The organism is Streptococcus sp. 17.1, from assembly GCF_016648655.1.
GTDB lineage: Bacteria > Bacillota > Bacilli > Lactobacillales > Streptococcaceae > Streptococcus > Streptococcus salivarius_E.
Map to the genome: position 1 here is coordinate 1 of NZ_JACLQM010000027.1, position 18,007 is coordinate 18,007.

18 protein-coding genes are annotated in these 18,007 nt (G+C 38.5%); 12 read left to right on the forward strand and 6 right to left on the reverse strand.

Annotation, left to right across the window (positions count from 1 at the left end; all coding sequences use genetic code 11):
- The coding region (locus tag H7T99_RS10005) for a restriction endonuclease (protein WP_201035989.1) at window positions 1–461 on the reverse strand (461 nt) is incomplete at its 3' end.
- Between the two features lie 899 nt (window positions 462–1,360).
- Here H7T99_RS10005 and H7T99_RS10010 point away from each other — a divergent pair.
- From H7T99_RS10010 to H7T99_RS10045, 8 genes are all read left to right on the forward strand, one after another.
- Window positions 1,361–1,888 (forward strand): hypothetical protein, encoded by a 528-nt coding sequence (locus H7T99_RS10010; protein ID WP_037604067.1) that lies wholly within the window; start codon window positions 1,361–1,363, stop codon window positions 1,886–1,888.
- A 102-nt stretch (window positions 1,889–1,990) separates the two neighbouring features.
- Window positions 1,991–2,305, forward strand: a complete 315-nt coding sequence (locus tag H7T99_RS10015; RefSeq protein WP_037604068.1) for a hypothetical protein — start codon at window positions 1,991–1,993, stop codon at window positions 2,303–2,305.
- Entirely contained in the window at window positions 2,305–3,381 is a 1,077-nt protein-coding gene (locus H7T99_RS10020; protein WP_037604079.1) for an AAA family ATPase, read from the forward strand. Before H7T99_RS10015 ends, H7T99_RS10020 begins: the two co-directional genes overlap by 1 nt.
- A gap of 2 nt (window positions 3,382–3,383) precedes the next feature.
- Window positions 3,384–3,998, forward strand: a complete 615-nt coding sequence (locus tag H7T99_RS10025; RefSeq protein WP_037604070.1) for a hypothetical protein — start codon at window positions 3,384–3,386, stop codon at window positions 3,996–3,998.
- A 133-nt stretch (window positions 3,999–4,131) separates the two neighbouring features.
- The gene (locus H7T99_RS10030) at window positions 4,132–4,710 is read left to right on the forward strand and encodes a replication protein (RefSeq protein ID WP_037604071.1); all 579 of its coding nucleotides are present in this window, start codon (window positions 4,132–4,134) and stop codon (window positions 4,708–4,710) included.
- Window positions 4,711–4,947, forward strand: coding sequence for a DUF3173 family protein (locus H7T99_RS10035; RefSeq protein ID WP_037604072.1), 237 nt, complete (start codon window positions 4,711–4,713; stop codon window positions 4,945–4,947).
- 11 nt (window positions 4,948–4,958) lie between these two features.
- Entirely contained in the window at window positions 4,959–6,110 is a 1,152-nt protein-coding gene (locus H7T99_RS10040) for a site-specific integrase (RefSeq protein ID WP_037604073.1), read from the forward strand.
- A 77-nt stretch (window positions 6,111–6,187) separates the two neighbouring features.
- Complete coding sequence (locus H7T99_RS10045; RefSeq protein ID WP_021143723.1) at window positions 6,188–6,487, forward strand: YbaB/EbfC family nucleoid-associated protein; 300 nt, start codon at window positions 6,188–6,190, stop codon at window positions 6,485–6,487.
- A 118-nt stretch (window positions 6,488–6,605) separates the two neighbouring features.
- Here the strand turns inward: H7T99_RS10045 and H7T99_RS10050 are convergent, their stop codons facing one another.
- A complete protein-coding gene (locus H7T99_RS10050; RefSeq protein ID WP_002891642.1) occupies window positions 6,606–7,223 on the reverse strand; it encodes a hypothetical protein in 618 nt (205 codons plus the stop codon).
- Window positions 7,224–8,327: 1,104 nt separating this feature from the next.
- Between H7T99_RS10050 and H7T99_RS10055 the strand changes: the two genes are divergently transcribed.
- Together H7T99_RS10055 and H7T99_RS10060 are read left to right on the forward strand one after the other, a co-directional pair.
- The gene (locus H7T99_RS10055) at window positions 8,328–9,029 is read left to right on the forward strand and encodes an ABC transporter ATP-binding protein (RefSeq protein ID WP_002884692.1); all 702 of its coding nucleotides are present in this window, start codon (window positions 8,328–8,330) and stop codon (window positions 9,027–9,029) included.
- A gap of 14 nt (window positions 9,030–9,043) precedes the next feature.
- Window positions 9,044–11,686, forward strand: a complete 2,643-nt coding sequence (locus H7T99_RS10060; protein WP_037604074.1) for an FtsX-like permease family protein — start codon at window positions 9,044–9,046, stop codon at window positions 11,684–11,686.
- A gap of 50 nt (window positions 11,687–11,736) precedes the next feature.
- Here H7T99_RS10060 and H7T99_RS10065 read toward each other — a convergent pair whose 3' ends face one another.
- The 3 genes from H7T99_RS10065 to H7T99_RS10075 all read right to left on the reverse strand — a co-directional run bounded on the left by H7T99_RS10065 (window position 11,737) and on the right by H7T99_RS10075 (window position 13,816).
- Entirely contained in the window at window positions 11,737–12,465 is a 729-nt protein-coding gene (locus tag H7T99_RS10065) for a MerR family transcriptional regulator (protein WP_037604075.1), read from the reverse strand.
- Window positions 12,466–12,639: 174 nt separating this feature from the next.
- Window positions 12,640–13,230, reverse strand: a complete 591-nt coding sequence (locus tag H7T99_RS10070) for a 3'-5' exonuclease (RefSeq protein WP_037604076.1) — start codon at window positions 13,228–13,230, stop codon at window positions 12,640–12,642.
- A 49-nt stretch (window positions 13,231–13,279) separates the two neighbouring features.
- Entirely contained in the window at window positions 13,280–13,816 is a 537-nt protein-coding gene (locus H7T99_RS10075) for a DUF536 domain-containing protein (protein ID WP_002884601.1), read from the reverse strand.
- 505 nt (window positions 13,817–14,321) lie between these two features.
- On the opposite strand from H7T99_RS10075, the gene H7T99_RS10080 reads away from it, so the two are divergent.
- The gene (locus H7T99_RS10080) at window positions 14,322–14,681 is read left to right on the forward strand and encodes a metal-sulfur cluster assembly factor (RefSeq protein WP_037598415.1); all 360 of its coding nucleotides are present in this window, start codon (window positions 14,322–14,324) and stop codon (window positions 14,679–14,681) included.
- A gap of 156 nt (window positions 14,682–14,837) precedes the next feature.
- On the opposite strand, the gene ilvD is transcribed toward H7T99_RS10080, so the two are convergent.
- Window positions 14,838–16,556, reverse strand: a complete 1,719-nt coding sequence (ilvD, locus tag H7T99_RS10085; protein ID WP_201035990.1) for a dihydroxy-acid dehydratase — start codon at window positions 16,554–16,556, stop codon at window positions 14,838–14,840.
- Window positions 16,557–16,668: 112 nt separating this feature from the next.
- Between ilvD and H7T99_RS10090 the strand changes: the two genes are divergently transcribed.
- Window positions 16,669–17,850, forward strand: coding sequence for an NAD(P)/FAD-dependent oxidoreductase (locus tag H7T99_RS10090; protein ID WP_037604077.1), 1,182 nt, complete (start codon window positions 16,669–16,671; stop codon window positions 17,848–17,850).
- Window positions 17,851–18,007: the final 157 nt, after the last annotated feature.

Below are 18,007 nucleotides of genomic sequence, written 5' to 3' on the forward strand. Positions count from 1 at the left end.
TATATGTGTTTATGAGACAGATCTCTATATTCTTCCTGTTGAGAAAGTGTTGTTAGTGTAGAAGAGAAAATAATATAATCATCAGTAGGCATTGCATTAGGAATTATTTTATCTGCGTAATCACGAATCTTCTTTAAACCTGCAGGAGATAACCCCATACTTGTAACAATAACATATTTAAAATTCGTTACCCAACCATATTTTTCTTTCGTCAGAGCAATTTTATCAATTTCTTCTTTTAAAAGTTTTACGGCTGTAGTCTTATTTTTTGTTACCTGCCATCGTTTAGCTTGAATAACGAGAGAGGGAGACTTGGTATCATCAATACCGTCAATACCATCATCCTTTCCTTCCTTAAATCCATGCAGGCTACTATTCTTAAATTTTCTCTTAACGATTTCAATAGCAAAATTTTCAAAATCTGATGTTGTCATTCCATCAGCACGAATCCCAATATCCATAATTCTCCTCTTCTTATAACTAAATCTTTCAACAGAAATCCAATATGCTCATTTGACTCTTATTATAATACCAAAACAGTTCATAAGACATACCTCCGTGTCTCGTCTTATATCTGGATTTTTTAATACTGTGTAACTATCAAACATCAACCAATATTAGGTTCGTTTCTTGCTAAAGTTATCCAATATTTTTAGTATTCATCATCACTTCTTATAGATTTTCGTATTAAATCTCAAGTCATATTCTATCAAATAAATGTCAAGATTTGTATAGCCTGCAATTAAGTCATGTCACTGTCAAAACATTACATTTATAAGATCTACTTTTTCGTAAAAATACTAATAAGTGAATTAAGTTCAAGAAAATAATAAATAGGCAATAAAACAATACATTTTAATTACTAATACCTAGAAGCGTTTAGAAACAAGAATTCTAAACGCTTTTTTACATTACTCTTTAAACACCTCCTATCATCAATCTCCTTATTCAATTAACTATAATACTTAGATTCCCATGGATGGAGGATTCAAAACTGATTTAGTTTTAAAAATGAGTCTTTGAGATGCTGTACACTATTACATGAGATTCTAAGATAGTTTTCTAAGCCTACGGATTAACCCCAAAATACAAATAATCATTCTACAAATAGAACTATGTCACTGGGTTATAAACTAGGTTCGAATAAGATAGAATCTTAGAGATCTGTATTCAACAGATCAAACAAACATGTCTAATAGTGCGCACTAAGTAGACGGATTGAAACTATAAACACATAGACAAACATTATGTTTTTGTTTATGTAAAAGTTTCACCGTTTTCTTTGGTGTGCACTTTTTCATGCCTTCATCGGTCAAACTTTCCGTGTTTCTTTCCGTCTCAGACGAGAAAGAAGGAATAAATGACTTATTCAAAAGAAATAAAAAAACTTTACAGCCAACTTTTGGGCAAATCTCTCAAGACAAAAATGAACGAATTAGGAATCTACAATAATCAAATCGCTTCCGACAACTCAGAAGATGATTTCGACTTCATTTCAGAAAGTGCCATTGGAGAAATTCTAAAAGGAAGAAGAAATCTCACTAAAAAGAGCTTTGAAGCTTTTCAATCAACACTGAATTACAAGACACCACGAGAAGTTTTTTTCCCAAGCTCTGAATTTGAACTCCAACTCATTGAAACTATTATTTCTACTATTTTAACTACATCATGCTTTAAACAAACTTTACTTAGAGAAGCTATATGTAAAAAACTTGATGAAAATTTAGAACAACAGAATATATCAGATTTTGTAAATGCACATCAAAAGATACTTTTAAACTCATTAGCTCAGTTCTTCCCAGCGTCTCCGAAGGAAAAGACTTCCTTTCAAATTGCTGAACGATTGACTGAATGGCTTACGGAATTGGTTTGCATCGTAACACAATAATTATCTTCAGACTGTCAAAAAATCTGACAGTCCGCTTTATTGAAATAGCGTAAAATAAACTTGTTCTTAGCTAAGACGAAATTTAAAAACGAGGTATTACACATGAAAACACGTAATCGCAAAAGTGGCTACTCAGCCAATACTGCAACTGAATATATCGACAACAAGCAAGCTATTTACTGCTTAAGCACTGAATTAGAACCACAGATTCGGTTTGAGGACAACCAGCCTACTGGGGAGATAATCGCTTATAAAGCTTGGTTTTCACAAAAAGGGCTTCCTCCATTCACTGTGAAATTTAACTCTGAGGTAACTCTTCCACCTTATATGACCATGGTTACATTTGATAACCTTCAAGCTTGTGAGGTTGGTTACAATGTTTATTTTAAGGCTGATGGGCTCAAGGAGATTAAATGATGACCAAACGAGAATTGGAACAGTACCTCCTTCAAAGCCTTAATATGGGCCTCGGTTCTCTCATGCAAGGTGAAACAAGCTATACTAATAGTTTTGACTGCAAGATTATGGATGATGGCTTCCTTTTTCTACCACGTTTACCAGCTGGTTACATCATCGATGACGACCTCTACCAAAAAATTTTCTTAATTGCTAACGCATCATTGTACCCACGATATACTTTGCTAAAGCAAAACTCTGCTTATTTTATGGCTCTTGACACTAATGATATTCATGTTCAACGTGGTCTCTTCTTTCCATGGAAATTAGGGGTCTCCGAACGACTTATCATCTCTGATTTAGACAGCTTCACTAAGAGTCACGAGGAAGACATTATTCCAATCATGAAAAATCTTGTCCTAGATTATAATAACGTCACTTCTCTAGCCATTGCCGGCAATAGTGGCTCAGGAAAGTCATACACCCTGACCTATCTTCTTAGTCACCTCAAACAGATCTCTGACCTTATTATAATAGACCCAAAGTTTGATACCCCATCACGATGGGCAAGAGAAAATGGCATTGCCGTTATCCATCCTAAACGAAACCGCTCTAAATCAGATTTTGTGTCTGAAATCAATGAAAATCTTAGTGATTGCCTTAACCTTATCCAACAAAGGCAAGAGATTCTATATGACAATCCAAATCAGCACTTCGACCATCTAACTATCGTGATTGATGAGGTCCTAGCTTTGTCAGAGGGTGTTAATAAGACAATCAAAGATTCCTTCTTTTCTCTCATGTCCCAAATTGCCCTTTTAGGTAGAGCGACAAAAGTTCACTTACTGCTGGTAAGTCAGCGTTTTGACCATAATACCATCCCTGTATCCGTTCGTGAACAGTTAAATGTACTCATTCAAATTGGAAATATCAATAAGAAAACTACGCAATTCCTATTTCCAGATCTTGACCCTGAGGGTATAGTCATCCCAATAGGAAAAGGAACTGGGTTAATTCAAATCATCGATAACGAACACCCTTATCAAGTCCTACCTTTGCTCTGTCCAACCTATTACACTAAGAAAGGTATCTTATAAATATGAAAAAATCATTCTTCCAAAAAACTTACAACCTTATCATAAATCTCACCATCATAGGTTTGATTTGTTTCTTAGCACAGTTCTGTTTAGGCTTATTTTATCAAGCTATCGAACTAAGTGGCCTATCTCAATATAATAACTCTTTTATCCTAATCAATGATAGTCTAGATAATATCAAACAAGTCATCTTAGTTTTTTCAATCTCTATCCTAGCTATCTCCTCAATTTTGGTAATCGGTCAACTACTTTATCGGATTGCTAAAGATTCCCTTTGGAATTACTTCAAGTCAGTCTATCAAACCATCCGAATGCGTCAATTTCTTAAACAAGTCGAATACTCTGAACCTATCGTAACAATCGAAAACCAAACCATTACACGATTCAATCCTGTTTTGAGTGAATTTAACCAATCCGTTAGGAAATGCACTGTCGATATCCATCAAGAAGAGGTTTCTATTTTCTTAAAGTTGCCTAGAACTCAACAAGCTCAAAAACTTTTGAAAGATATGGAAGAACATATCAAAGAAGAAATCTCCAATTATAACCCCAACTACTATTTTTCCACACCTCTAAGGGTGGGAAATAAGCTCTGGTTTAAAGGAACTAAACGTTAATAATAGGGCAGTGCCTGGCTCACGTAGTGAAAGCCAAGTGTACTGCCTTTTCAAATAACATTTTTACTGTGTAATGGGGCTACTACGACCCCCATTACACCAATAATCAATAATCATAGGAAGGATAATACTATTGCCAAAAGAAAAACGGTCAAACAAATGGGCTTTCCTGATTTATAAAGAAAGTACACCCCATAATTACCTAGAAATCCTTGAAGAGTTACATATACCTTTTGTACTCAGTCCATGGCATGATAAAGATATCAATAAGGAAACTGGTGAGTTCAAAAAAGCACACAAGCATGGTGCCCTATACTTTGAGTCCTTAAAGAGCTATTCTCAAGTATCAGAACTAATCAAAGAAAAATTAAATGGTCCATCCCATGTTGAACCTATAATGTCACCCAAAGGCATGTATGACTATTTTACTCATGCTGAAAATCCAGAGAAGACACCCTATAACATCAATGATATCGAATCAGGTTGTGGTTTTGAGCTTGATAAATTTTTAGTCAACAGTAATACAGATAATTTTTTATCCTTAGTTATTGATATTATAGAAGAACACAACTTTACAGAGTTTAATACACTCGTGAGGTATGCACGAACAGATAACCCTTATCTTTTGGGACTGTTAATGAACAAAACCTATTTTTTTGCTAAGTATTTAGACTCTCGACGACATCAGAAAGATAGAAAAGAGGATAAGTAAATGATTCAAATTGTAGATAAAATTGAACTAATGATCCTTACAGGATATACCGATGCACAGGCTAGCAAGTTGATCAGAAAAGCCAAACAAAAGCTCCTACAAGATGGCTTTGAGTGGTATGGAAATAAAAAGGTGGGACGTGTCCCTTTAAAAACCATTGAAGACATTCTAGGTGTTGAGTTATCCGCTAAACATGATATAATTAATCCCGTACTGGAAGATACTGTTAATGAGTAAGGAGATTACACATGGCAGTAACTAGACAAAAAAATAAAAAATGGAAGGTGGATCTTAGTGATGGTTATGACGCTATAACAGGCGGTCAAAAGCGTCACAGAAAAACAAATTTCAAATCACGTAAAGAAGCTGAACGTTATGAAGCTGATTACCGTATCAATAAACTTCATCAAGTGGGACACAAAGACAAAGTCTCTGTAGCTTACCTCTACTCTCTTGTCAAAGAAGAAGATGAAATCCGAGGTAATAAAAGAGGTACTATCGACAGTCAAAAATCTTATTATCGGATGTACGTCTCTAAGTATTTTAAGAATGCTAATATGAAAGAGGTCTCGCTTCAAGATATCAAGCAATATCGTGACTGGTTAAGAAAACAACCTAGCGTAAAAGGTGGCACACTAACCAATTCACACATTAATCAACAAATGATCTTTGTTCATAAACTGTTTGATATTGCTGTAACCAATGGCATTAGAACGAACAATCCTTGTGATGGTCTGCGTCGTTTGCCACAACAACACAAAGAAATGGCCTACTATACACCTGAACAATTTAAACGATTTGATTCACTTTTTGAGGAGTCAGAATATCAATACCAGCTTTTATATCGGTTATTGATGTATACTGGTGTTCGAATTGGTGAGGCACTAGCACTTACTTGGGAGCAGATCAACCTTGATGAAAAATACTTTGATGTAAAATTTTCAGCATACTACCGAAATAGTGAGGTCCATATTGGAACTGTTAAGACTACTCAATCTAACAGACGCATATACATTCACAATGCTTTTGTAGAAGAGCTAAAAAGTTGGAAAGCAAAGCAATTTGAACTACTCAAGGCTTTTACAGACAACACTGACTCTTTACAGATTTTCCAAAACTCACCAGAGGTTCTAACCAGTCCAGATATTTCTAATTTCAGGACAAAACTAAAAAAACGAATGCCTAAAAATTTAAAACTGATTCGTAATCATGATTTTAGACATTCTCATGCAGCCTTTCTCGTTTCACAGGGTCTTAGAAATGGAGAGGGGAAAGACTATATTTTCTTCACACTTATGAAACGTCTTGGACACAGCTCTATTAACACCACAATAAATGTATACTCACATTTATTCCCAACTCAACAAAAAGAGGTAGCTTCTGCCTTTGATAATTTTTAAGAATAAGGCAAAATAAGGCAGTATAATTTAAGAAACAGGGGCTAAACCCTTGATATGAAAGGAATCTAGAAAATATTATGATGAACATGCAAAACATGATGAAGCAAGCTCAAAAGCTTCAGAAACAAATGGAAAAAAGCCAAGCTGAGTTGGCTGCTACAACCTTCACTGGAAAATCAGCACAAGACTTGGTTGTTGCTGAATTAACTGGTGACAAAAAAGTAGTTAACATCACTTTCGCTGATGCTGTCGTAGATCCTGATGATGTGGAAACACTCCAAGATATGACTGTTCAAGCACTTAACAATGCTCTCGAACAAATCGATGAAGCTACTAAAAAATCAATGGGTGCCTTTGCAGGTAAATTGCCATTCTAAAAAATGAAAAGGAATCTCACGGTTCCTTTTTCTATATACTCATCTAGCAACTCAGTCATAACATACAAAAGACTTGGACAAGAAATCCAAGTCTTTTTGTGTTAGTCATATAAAAATTTTATTCTTCAACCAAAGCAAGACCTGACTGTGCGTCTTCTTCGTTTGCCAATTTATAGCGATTCTTTTGACCTAAGTAGATACTCGCTGAATCCAATGAACTTTCTAAAGTAGGGTAATTCACATCCTCATTCGCTGTTTGGGAAGGTACAGGTCCTGAGATTAATAGTTCATCATCATTCTTGACATAAATCTGGTATTCTCCAACCTCGCTAGTTTGAGCTAAAATCTCATTCAACAAGTCTGGGTCAAGCGTTTGAGCTACTCCATCAACCACTTGATTAGAGTCCTGCTTATGCTCCGACGAATCCACTACCTCGGTGATAACGATGTAGTCGGGAGTTTCCTCATCTGTAGTCTTAGATTCTTCAGTTTCTAGCTGTTTTTGTCCAGGTGTTTCTTGCTTCTTCGTATCCTGAGCTTGCCCATCATGATTCTTCAAGTCCTCATCACTAACGGTTTGAACCTTAGTCATATTGGCATCTAAATCAAGTTTAGGAGTTTCTTTGACGTCAGCCGAGGCCCCACTGGTACCCATGAATAGAGCCAGAGTCCCCAAAGTAGCAATCAAGCTGATTATTGCTTTGCCGATAAAACCATTATCTTTGTTCTTAATCATAAATCCCTCACTATTTATTTGGTTAGCTCTAACTGGCTAACAAGGCGTCCTATTTACTGCTGTAGGAGGCAAAAGGTTGGTTGAGCTGTTTGACCACCCCTTCACCCAGATAACAATATTAGCATGCAATCCCCTTGATTTCAAGCGTTTCTTTAATTTTTAAGCATTTTAAACAAATGACAACTTCATGTCTTAAAATTGGTGCTAATCTATTATCAGATTAGCTTTTTTACGCTATGCAAATGGTAATTTCTTTAAGTAGTACTTAGGGAAATAATAGTTGTTTTTTAGACAGATTCTTCAGAAAGCACTTTTGCTGACTTATCTCTAAAAAAATTTTATCGGATAAGAAAATTTTGTCAAAACACTTTAAATGTAACTATAAAAAAGAATTCTTGAGACAGGAAGTCGAATTCTAAACATCCTAAAATAAGATTAGGAACTAGAATTCCTCTATTAGTCAAAAGAATGCCACAACAAAAGGATTTAAGGGTAACTTTATGGAATACCCCATAATAAATAACTAATCTTAAAGATGCACATCTCTCATTTAGATATATATATTTAAGGTGTTTACAACTTCTTTAAAAATAACTAACACACAAAAAATCATTACGAAAAGCCCTCTATTTCCCCATAAATAACTTTCCCCATATAGAAAATGTATCCTCCAAATTCAAAAAAAATGTCCGTATTCTGGATACGTCATTGCTAGAAACTATGAAAAAACTCTTTATCTATCATCAACTTTGACGGAAAACTAGATCCCCTTTGGCACCCCTATGATGAAGTATTTACCGACCTAAACTCTCCGATAATTATGGAAATTGAAAAAAATAGTATATCTACTCCGTAAAAGACTGAAAATAACCTAACTTTATAACTATTTCACCAAATCTTCACCTCACTCAAAGCTCATCTGAAATAGTATTTTCTCATATGTAAGCGCTTCGTCCACATTTCTGTCACATGTAAGAAGAACTTCTCCACTTTTAACCCTTTTTTTGCCTCAAAACCTAGATATTCCAAGGAAAATCCGTTACAATAGAGTACGGAAAGATAGGTAATTATCAGCATCATTATTTTCGTATGAAAGGGAAATTCATGGCTTATATTCAAATGAAGCATAGCTATAAACGCTATAAAACCGGTGATCTGGAAATTATCGCAAACAACGACGTAAGCTTTGATATCGAAAAAGGGGAGCTTGTCGTTATTCTTGGTGCCTCTGGCGCTGGGAAATCAACCGTTCTTAACATCTTGGGTGGTATGGACACCAATGACGAAGGCCGCGTCATTATTGATGGTAAGGATATCTCTGAATACACAGCCAAAGAACTTACAACCTATCGTCGTGAGGACGTTGGCTTTGTGTTCCAATTTTACAACTTAGTTTCTAACCTTACGGCCAGAGAAAACGTCGAACTAGCATCTGAAATCGTTCCAAACGCTAAAGATGCTACTCAAACACTCGTCGAAGTCGGTTTGGGAGACCGCTTAGACAACTTCCCATCACAACTATCTGGTGGGGAGCAACAACGTGTCGCTATTGCACGCGCCGTTGCCAAAAATCCAAAGATTCTTCTTTGTGATGAACCAACAGGAGCTCTGGATTATCAAACAGGGAAACAAATCCTGACCCTCCTTCAAGAAATGGCTCGCAAACAGGGAACAACTGTTATTATCGTTACCCATAATGCTTCTCTAGCTCCAATTGCCGATCGTGTCATTCGAATGCACGATGCCAAGATTAAGAGTGTGGAACTTAATCCTAATCCACAAAAAATCGAGGACTTGGAATACTAGAAAGGAGCAACGTCATGAAAAAAACAACTTATTGGAAAGATGTTTGGCGAACCTTTGTAGCTTCTAAAGGGCGTATGCTCTCTATTGCCTTACTTATGGCACTGGGATCCTTTGCCTTGATTGGTCTTAAAGTAACTTCTCCTAATATGAAGAAAACTGGGGAACACTTCTTCAAGACGCATCAAACAGCTGACTTGAGCTTAATCAGTACTTACAGTATCAACCAAACCGATCAGGACCGTCTCAATACAATAAAAAAGAAGAATGTAGACATCGAGTATGGTTATTTCAAAGATGCTGTCGTCAAGGGGACGAATACGGCATTTCGTATCTTCTCTAAACCTAAGAAAATCTCCACTTACGACCTTATTGAGGGGAAACTTCCTACTAAGGACGGGGAAATCGCTCTTTCCTCAACCTATAAAGAAGAATATAGCGTCGGAGATAAGATTAACTTTTCTGAGCCAGTAGATAGCTCAGGGCAAAAACAGTTAAAGGAACAAACATATACCATTACTGGTTTTGTTAATTCCTCTGAACTTCTCTCTAGGAACCGTCTTGGTAATGCCAGCGCTGGTACTGGGAAACTAGATGGCTACGCCATTGTTCCAGAGACGAACTTCACCTCTAATGATTACATGATTGCCCGCATCCGCTACAAGGATTTGGAAAATGTTAGTCCTTTTAGTGAGGAATACGCAAATAAGATTTCTGAACGAAAGGCTGAACTTAAGAAACTCTTTAAAGATGAACCTGAGAAACGCCTAACTGAGATCAAGTCTCAGTCTCAAGCTCAAATTACTCAAGCTAAACAAGAACTTGAAACAGCCCTCGCACAGACCCAGCAAATGGCTACAAGCAACGCTGCTGAAGCTGCTAGTGTCAAAGAAGCTACTACCAAGATTGAAGCCAAGCAAAAAGAACTCGAAGAAAGTCAAGCAATGGTTGATAATTTACCAGCGCCTAGCTATCAATTCTACTCACGTCGAGAGATTCCGGGTTCCGAGGGATATGTTGCTTATGAAAGTAATATTAACATCATTCACGATGTGAGTAACATCTTCCCTGTCGCTCTCTACTTTATGGCAGCTTTGGTTACCTTTGTAACCATGGGACGCTTTGTTGAAGAAGAGCGTGGTAAGGCTGGTATTTTCAACGCCTTAGGTTACAGTAATTCGCGAATTATCCATAAATTCGTCATTTATGGTTTGATAACGAGTATTACTGGTACAACCGCAGGTGTTATTACCGGTCATACACTACTTCCGATTCTAATTCACAACACTTATAAGAGCGATTTGCAGCTTCCTGCTTTTGAATTGCACTTCTACTTAGGACTTACCCTTGTGGCCTTCCTTTTAGGTCTCTTATCTGCTGTGCTACCTGCCTTTGTGGTTGCCAAGAAAGAGCTCTGGGAAAAGCCTTCCCAACTCCTCCTTCCAAAACCACCTCGAGCAGGAGCTAAGATTGTCCTAGAGCGCATCACACCGCTTTGGAATCGTCTCAGCTTTACGGAAAAAGTTACCATGCGTAATATTTTCCGCTATAAGCAACGGATGTTTATGACCCTCTTTGGTGTCGCAGGTTCTATTGCACTTCTCTTTGCAGGTTTAGGAATTCGATCTTCTGTATCTAACCTTAACCAGCAACAGTTTGAAGACATCATTCACTATGATATGATTGTTGCCAAGCAACCAAATGCGTCAAGTGCTCTGGATGAGGAACTCACTAAACTCCTCGATAGCAAAGACGTCAAAGAATACTTGAATGTCCATTTTGAAACCTTGCAAAAAATTGCCGGTACCAATAAGGACACTCAAGAAATCTCAACCCTTGTCTTTAACGACCGTGACGAAAAACTCATTGACAGTTACGTTAGCTTACATGACCGAGACCGCAATAAGACTCTCAAGCTATCTAATGAGGGAGCAATTATCTCTGAAAAAATGGCAAAACTTCTAAACCTCAAGGTCGGAGATACCATTACTGTGCAAAACAGTCAGGATGAATCTGTCAAGATTAAGATAGCTGGTATCACTGAAATGTACATGGGGCATTTCCTCTTTATGAATGCTAGCTACTACCAAAAAGCTTTTGGAACACCTTCAGTGAATAATGCCAACCTTGTTACTCTCGCTGAACCAACTAAGCAAAATGTTGAAAATATGGCAGCCAAATTCATCAACTTACCAAATGTTTACGGTGTTGTTCAAAACAACAACCTTAAACTGCAAATCAGCACTATGGTCAATTCATTGACACAGGTTATTGGTATTTTGATTACGGTTTCCATTCTCCTTGCTGTGGTTGTTCTCTATAACCTAACTAACATCAACGTTTCAGAACGTATCCACGAACTTTCAACCGTTAAGGTTCTTGGTTTCTACAATAATGAAGTATCCCTCTACATCTATCGTGAAACTATTTACCTGTCTATCATCGGTATCTTCGTAGGGTTTGGTCTTGGACAAGCACTCCACCAATATATGGTAAGCATCATTCCACCAGATCGTATCATGTTTGATCCATCTATCGGATTGGCTACTTACCTTCTACCAGCTGTTCTTATCGGCTTCATTCTTATTATCCTTGGCTTCGTCGTTAACAAACGCCTTGCCAAACTAAATATGCTTGAAGCCCTAAGTTCAGTTGAATAAGCTAAAAACGCCTGAGAAGCAATTCTCAAGCGTTTTTTATGTTCAATAATTTATTTCGTTTTAGTCTTAGCCAACTCTAGACAGTAGGTCTTCACATGACAATGAGGACAAGTCAGTTTACGAGTCCTAGGAGTATGCCCTGCAAGAGCAAAGTCTTTAAAACTAGGGTCAAAAGCCTTATGACAATTAGGACAGAGGTATTCGAACTGCTTTCTATAGTGAAACACCACTAAATTTGTGGCTATGATAAATGCGGGGCAGACAACAAACAAACCTCTAGGATCCTTAAAATAATAAATGACTATCAGTAGACTTACCAGATAAAGAAGGGAGATTAGAACAATACTCCCATACATTCTCAACTGCAAATTTCGCCATGATTTTTGATTTTCCATAAGACGTGAAATGTCTGACAAATCTTCTAGTGAAAGTTGACGCCACTTAGCAGTTTCTTTTTGCAAGTGATGGGCACGTTTTAGTTTGACCTCTATTTCCTTCGAAGACTTTTCCAAGCTCTCGATTTGATCTGTCAACAAAAGCTCTAAAACCTGTTCCCTATTCTCCTCTTGCAAGAGTTTTTTGATTTGATTAATTGAGAAATCCAAATCTCTTAAGAAACAAATGACTTGCAGGCGTTCCAAGTCTGATTCGTAATAGATTCTCCGACCACCTTCTGTGACTTCAGACGGCGTCAAGATACCTCGTTGATCATAGTACTGGACAGTCCTAACAGACACTTCTGCTGCCTTAGCCAACTCCCCTGTTGAAAACTGCGACATCTCAGTCACCTCCTTTTAAGATTTTCTATCAAAGGAGGACCTTGGCCACCCTTGATACCTAGATTCCACCTTATAACGCAAGGTAATATGCAAGCCCTAACCCTAGAGGATTTTCTTTTCTTACAGAAAAAGTTAGCTATCACTCTTTACACCCTTTACAGCTTCTGTAAAGCCCTAGTCGAAAAGGCCACCCAAACCTAAGGCAGCAAAAGGATTGTTACTGACTTCTTCCTGTTGCTCCAAAAGTTTGGCATTCTCATCTAATTCGAGAAACTTCTCGTAAATCTGTGCGGTCATACGAGCATCCTCCAAGCTGTTATGACCGTGTCCCTTGATTCCAAAGAAATCTGCCACACTAGTCAACTTGAGGTTAACAATACCGTTCAAATCAGAAGCACGACGGTCAAAGGCCTCATCGAAAACATCTAAAGCATATTGCTCTTCCAAGTCCAAACCATTTTCAGCTAGAATAGGCAAATCTGATTTAAGAGCATTGTAGCCAATAAGTGGAGTGTCACCAACAAATGATTTAAAATCCGCCAGAACAGACTCTAGCTTTGGTGCCTTGGCAATCTTATCCGCTGTAATTCCAGTCAAACCATTGATAAAGGACTGCAAAGGAACATCCGAATAGACAAAAGAGTCAAACTGGTCCACTTCCTTATGCTGGTCCATCTTAACCGCCGACACTTGGATGATATGGCTAACGCCATCCACCGTATTGAACTCCAAATCAAAGGCAATATATGTTTCTAAATTTTCCATCTTTATCTCCTACAATAGTTAAAGCTGAGACTGAGTCCCAGCTTCTTTTTTATTTTCCAAATAGACGTCCAAAAAAACCTTTTTTAGAAGCTTCTTCTTGTTTGGTCTGGATTTCTTCCACTTGGGCCTTGGCTTCGTCAACCTCAACCTTAGCCTCATCAAGTTCCAGTTTAAGCTCTTCCTTGTCCTTCATAGCAGTCAAGGTCAATTGCTGCTGTTGATCAATTTGCTTGTCCTTTTCGGCGATTTGAACGTCTTTGACACGCAATTGGTCATCCATGTTAGACAACTGCTCGTCCTTAGCCTTCAACTGAGCATAGAGACGGGCAATCTCAGAGTTTTTCTCGTCTACAAGAATCTCCAACAACTCACGTTGTTTTGTTTCTTCATCGATTGGCTCATCGTCAAAGATGGTTTTCTTGTAGATTTCCTCCAACTTAATCAAGCCACTGCGTTTAACGACAGTAACTCCTTTAGCATTTTTTTCTAGATCTTCTTCTGGAAGTTGTTTGACACGATTATTGACTGCTTGACGACTAACGCCAAGGATTTCAGCAATCTCGCTGACTGTCTTTTCAATACTCATAATAGCCTCATTTTCTCTTGAAATGTCTTACTATGAGAATATCACAATCACTCCTTTCTGTCAATTTGACTAGTTATTCTGGATATCTGAAGGACTTTTTTTCCTTTCACTCTTCAAACAATTTACTTGATAGGAAGCTAAGCTTTTGGTAAACTATGTGTGGGTATAAATGTATATAGAAGGAAAGTCTTTAACTTAAACAATCGGTACTTCCAAATTGAGTTTGGTCGGTATCAGATCTGTTGTATCTAGGAATGGTGGGAACAATTCCACAAGGTTTGGGATTTTCATTCTTGCTCCAATTTTTGATGGTATTCGAGCAACCTTGGTTGCAAAACGACTTGATATTGAAGCATAAATCACATTATCTTCAACGGTTTGACTGTTGGAGTTTTTTTTATTGTTACTTTACTCGCTTACTAAAGCCTCATATTGCCATCCGAGATTGAAAAAAGCCCTAAATTATGCCATAATAAACAAAAGCAAAATAGAAAGAATGAGTCCTATGAAAAACTTCCGTGATGATATTAAGGTCAATGATTTGGCCCAGCCCTTCTTAGAGCCAATCGTCGAACAAATGACCACTGTATTCGACCCTGAGATTGAGCTAGACATTTACAACCTTGGTTTGATTTATGAAATCACTGTCGATGAAAATGGCCACTGCTACTTCCTTATGACCTTTACTGATACTGGTTGTGGCTGTGAAGAGACTATGCCTTATGAAATCGCTGAAAAGCTAAAATCCATTGACGGTATTAACTCTGTCAAGGTGGAAACCACTTATTCACCGGTCTGGAAGATGACACGCATCAGTCGTTATGGACGTATCGCTCTTGGTATCTCACCTCGAGGCGGAAAATAAAAGGAAAACCGGTTGGACATTTCCAACCGGTTTTTTACTAGAGTAACAACAGACAAACCATTACTTGTCATCACACTGCCAACAACTGTCTTAGAAATTAATATCAAAAAATCACATCGAACAAATGTCCGGTGTGATTTTGTTGATATCATTTCATTAGGCTTTACCTGATTTATCCATATTCCAGAAGTCGGTAACGGCACCACGTGACGCTGAAGAAACGATGTGAGCGTATTTACCGAGGACACCACGGCTATAAAGTGGTGGCAACTCAGTTTCCGCTTTACGTTTCGCCAACTCTTCGTCTGAAACGTGCATCGTAATTTCTTTGGTATCTTGGTCAACTGTAACCATATCACCTGTACGGAGGTAGGCAATAGGTCCACCAACCTGAGCTTCAGGAGCAATGTGACCAACAACGAGTCCGTAAGTACCACCTGAGAAACGTCCATCTGTCAAGAGGGCAACCTTGTCCCCTTGACCTTTACCAACGATCATTGAAGACAATGACAACATTTCTGGCATACCAGGACCACCCTTAGGACCTACAAAACGTACAACAACTACGTCGCCATCAACGATTTCATCAGAAAGAACTGCTTCGATGGCATCTTCTTCTGAGTCAAATACTTTAGCAGGACCAGTGATGTTACGAACTTTAACCCCTGATACTTTGGCAACCGCACCTTCTGGAGCCAAGTTACCTTTCAAGATAATCAATGGACCATCAGCACGTTTAGGATTTTCAAGCGGCATGATGACTTTTTGACCTGGTGTCAAATCATCGAAGGTCTCCAAGTTTTCTGCAACAGTCTTACCAGTACATGTGATACGATCACCGTGAAGGAAACCATTCTTAAGAAGGTATTTCATAACGGCTGGTACACCACCAACATTGTAAAGATCTTGGAAGACATATTGACCTGAAGGTTTCAAGTCAGCCAAGTGAGGCACACGCTCTTGGAAATCGTTGAAATCTTCAAGTGTCAAATCAACGTTAGCTGCATGAGCAATAGCAAGCAAGTGAAGTGTCGCATTTGTTGAACCACCAAGTGCCATTGTGACAGTGATGGCATCTTCAAAGGCTTCACGTGTCAAGATATCTGATGGCTTAAGACCTAGTTCAAGCATCTTAACAACTGCACGACCTGCTTCTTCGATATCTGCTTTCTTCTCAGCTGATTCTGCAGGGTGAGATGATGATCCTGGAAGGCTCATCCCCATTACTTCGATTGCTGTCGCCATTGTGTTGGCAGTATACATACCACCACAACCACCAGGGCCAGGGCAGGCATTACATTCAAGATTTTTAACCTCTTCTGCGGTCATATCACCGTGGTTCCATTTACCGATACCTTCGAAAACAGAAACCAAGTCGATATCCTTACCGTTAAGATTACCTGGTGCAATGGTACCACCATAGGCAAAAATCGCTGGAATATCCATGTTAGCAATGGCAATCATAGAACCAGGCATGTTCTTATCACAACCACCGATTGCAACAAAGGCATCGACGTTGTGACCACCCATAGCTGCTTCGATTGAGTCAGCAATGATATCACGAGATGTCAATGAGAAACGCATCCCTGGTGTCCCCATGGCAATACCATCGGCAACGGTAATCGTACCAAATTGAACCGGCCAAGCACCCGCGTCTTTAACACCCTCTTTGGCAATTTGACCAAAACCGTGCAAGTGGATATTACATGGTGTGTTCTCAGCCCAAGTTGAGATAACCCCAACAATAGGCTTTTCAAAACTATCATCCGTCATCCCAGTCGCACGAAGCATGGCACGGTTAGGTGATTTAACCATGCTATCGTAGACAGATGAACGGTGTTTCATGTTATTTTCAGACACGATATTTTCCTCCATAGTTAATAACTATTCTAATTTAAACTTCTACTCCTATTCTAACATAAATTGTCTAAAAAAACTGACCATTTACCAACTATTCTCCCTTTTTAAATTATGCTAAAATAAAGGCATGAAACATTTTGATACTATCGTTATTGGTGGAGGGCCTGCTGGCATGATGGCAACCATTGCCTCAGCCTTCTATGGCCAACAAACCCTCCTAATTGAAAAAAACAAACGTCTCGGAAAGAAGCTGTCTGGTACTGGTGGTGGACGTTGTAATGTTACTAACAACGGGACTTTAGACGACCTTCTAGCAGGCATTCCTGGTAATGGACGTTTCCTCTATAGCGTCTTTTCACAATTTGATAACCACGATATCATTGCTTTTTTCGAGGACAATGGTGTCAAACTCAAGGTTGAGGATCACGGACGTGTCTTCCCTAAGACAGATAAATCACGGACCATCATCCAAGCTCTGGAAAATAAAATTCAAGAACTGGGCGCTAGTATCCTTACCAATACAGAAGTTGTCTCCGTCAAAAAAGTTGATAAGCAATTCCAAGTTAAGTCTTCAGACCAGACTTTTACCAGTGATAAACTCATCGTCACAACTGGAGGAAAATCCTACCCATCGACTGGTTCAACTGGTTTTGGACATGATATTGCCCGCCATTTTAAGCTCCATGTCACTGAACTTGAAGCTGCGGAAAGTCCACTCCTAACCGACTTTCCTCACAAGGCTTTACAGGGAATTTCTCTTGACGATGTCACTCTGTCCTATGGCAAACACAAGATTACTCACGACCTTCTCTTCACCCATTTTGGCCTATCTGGACCAGCCGCCCTACGTCTTTCCAGTTTTGTCAAGGGTGGTGAGATAGCTCATCTGGACTTTCTTCCCAACCAAAGCCAAGAAAATCTCAAGGCTTACTTTGAGGAAAATCGCGAGAAATCTGTCAAAAACACCCTCAAAGCTCTTGTACCTGAGCGTGTCGCTGAATTCCTAGCAGAAGACAAGGCTGATAGCAAGGTTAAACAACTGCATCCAAAAGACTTGGAAAACATTATCAGTCAGCTTAAGGGCATGGAAATTCCAATCACAGGTAAAATGTCACTTGCCAAATCCTTTGTGACTAAAGGTGGCGTTGACCTTAAGGAAATTAATCCCAAGACTCTAGAAAGTAAAAAAGTCCCTCACCTACACTTTGCAGGAGAGGTACTTGACATCAATGCCCATACTGGTGGCTTTAACATTACTAGCGCCCTCTGTACCGGTTGGGTAGCAGGGATTCAGAGCCCTTGGGACTAAGGATTGAGTCCTCCTATCATAAAAAGCTGTTAAAACCATCTTCTTTTTAATTACTATACCTAAAAAGTGTCCCTTCTAAAACGGCTCTATAATTTCTGTAGTGGGTAAAACCACTGTAGAGATTATGGAGCTTTTTGAGTGTAAACAAAAAGTCCCA

Bases quoted from the DNA above. Each gene is read 5' to 3' on its own strand.
- ilvD (WP_201035990.1), bottom strand. From the start codon at position 16,556: ATGGAGGAAAATATCGTGTCTGAAAATAACATGAAACACCGTTCATCT.
- H7T99_RS10075 (WP_002884601.1), bottom strand. From the start codon at position 13,816: ATGAGTATTGAAAAGACAGTCAGCGAGATTGCTGAAATCCTTGGCGTT.
- H7T99_RS10090 (WP_037604077.1), top strand. From the start codon at position 16,669: ATGAAACATTTTGATACTATCGTTATTGGTGGAGGGCCTGCTGGCATG.
- H7T99_RS10055 (WP_002884692.1), top strand. From the start codon at position 8,328: ATGGCTTATATTCAAATGAAGCATAGCTATAAACGCTATAAAACCGGT.
- H7T99_RS10010 (WP_037604067.1), top strand. From the start codon at position 1,361: ATGACTTATTCAAAAGAAATAAAAAAACTTTACAGCCAACTTTTGGGC.
- H7T99_RS10080 (WP_037598415.1), top strand. From the start codon at position 14,322: ATGAAAAACTTCCGTGATGATATTAAGGTCAATGATTTGGCCCAGCCC.
- H7T99_RS10025 (WP_037604070.1), top strand. From the start codon at position 3,384: ATGAAAAAATCATTCTTCCAAAAAACTTACAACCTTATCATAAATCTC.
- H7T99_RS10050 (WP_002891642.1), bottom strand. From the start codon at position 7,223: ATGATTAAGAACAAAGATAATGGTTTTATCGGCAAAGCAATAATCAGC.
- H7T99_RS10020 (WP_037604079.1), top strand. From the start codon at position 2,305: ATGACCAAACGAGAATTGGAACAGTACCTCCTTCAAAGCCTTAATATG.
- H7T99_RS10060 (WP_037604074.1), top strand. From the start codon at position 9,044: ATGAAAAAAACAACTTATTGGAAAGATGTTTGGCGAACCTTTGTAGCT.
- H7T99_RS10065 (WP_037604075.1), bottom strand. From the start codon at position 12,465: ATGTCGCAGTTTTCAACAGGGGAGTTGGCTAAGGCAGCAGAAGTGTCT.
- H7T99_RS10070 (WP_037604076.1), bottom strand. From the start codon at position 13,230: ATGGAAAATTTAGAAACATATATTGCCTTTGATTTGGAGTTCAATACG.
- H7T99_RS10040 (WP_037604073.1), top strand. From the start codon at position 4,959: ATGGCAGTAACTAGACAAAAAAATAAAAAATGGAAGGTGGATCTTAGT.
- H7T99_RS10015 (WP_037604068.1), top strand. From the start codon at position 1,991: ATGAAAACACGTAATCGCAAAAGTGGCTACTCAGCCAATACTGCAACT.
- H7T99_RS10035 (WP_037604072.1), top strand. From the start codon at position 4,711: ATGATTCAAATTGTAGATAAAATTGAACTAATGATCCTTACAGGATAT.
- H7T99_RS10045 (WP_021143723.1), top strand. From the start codon at position 6,188: ATGATGAACATGCAAAACATGATGAAGCAAGCTCAAAAGCTTCAGAAA.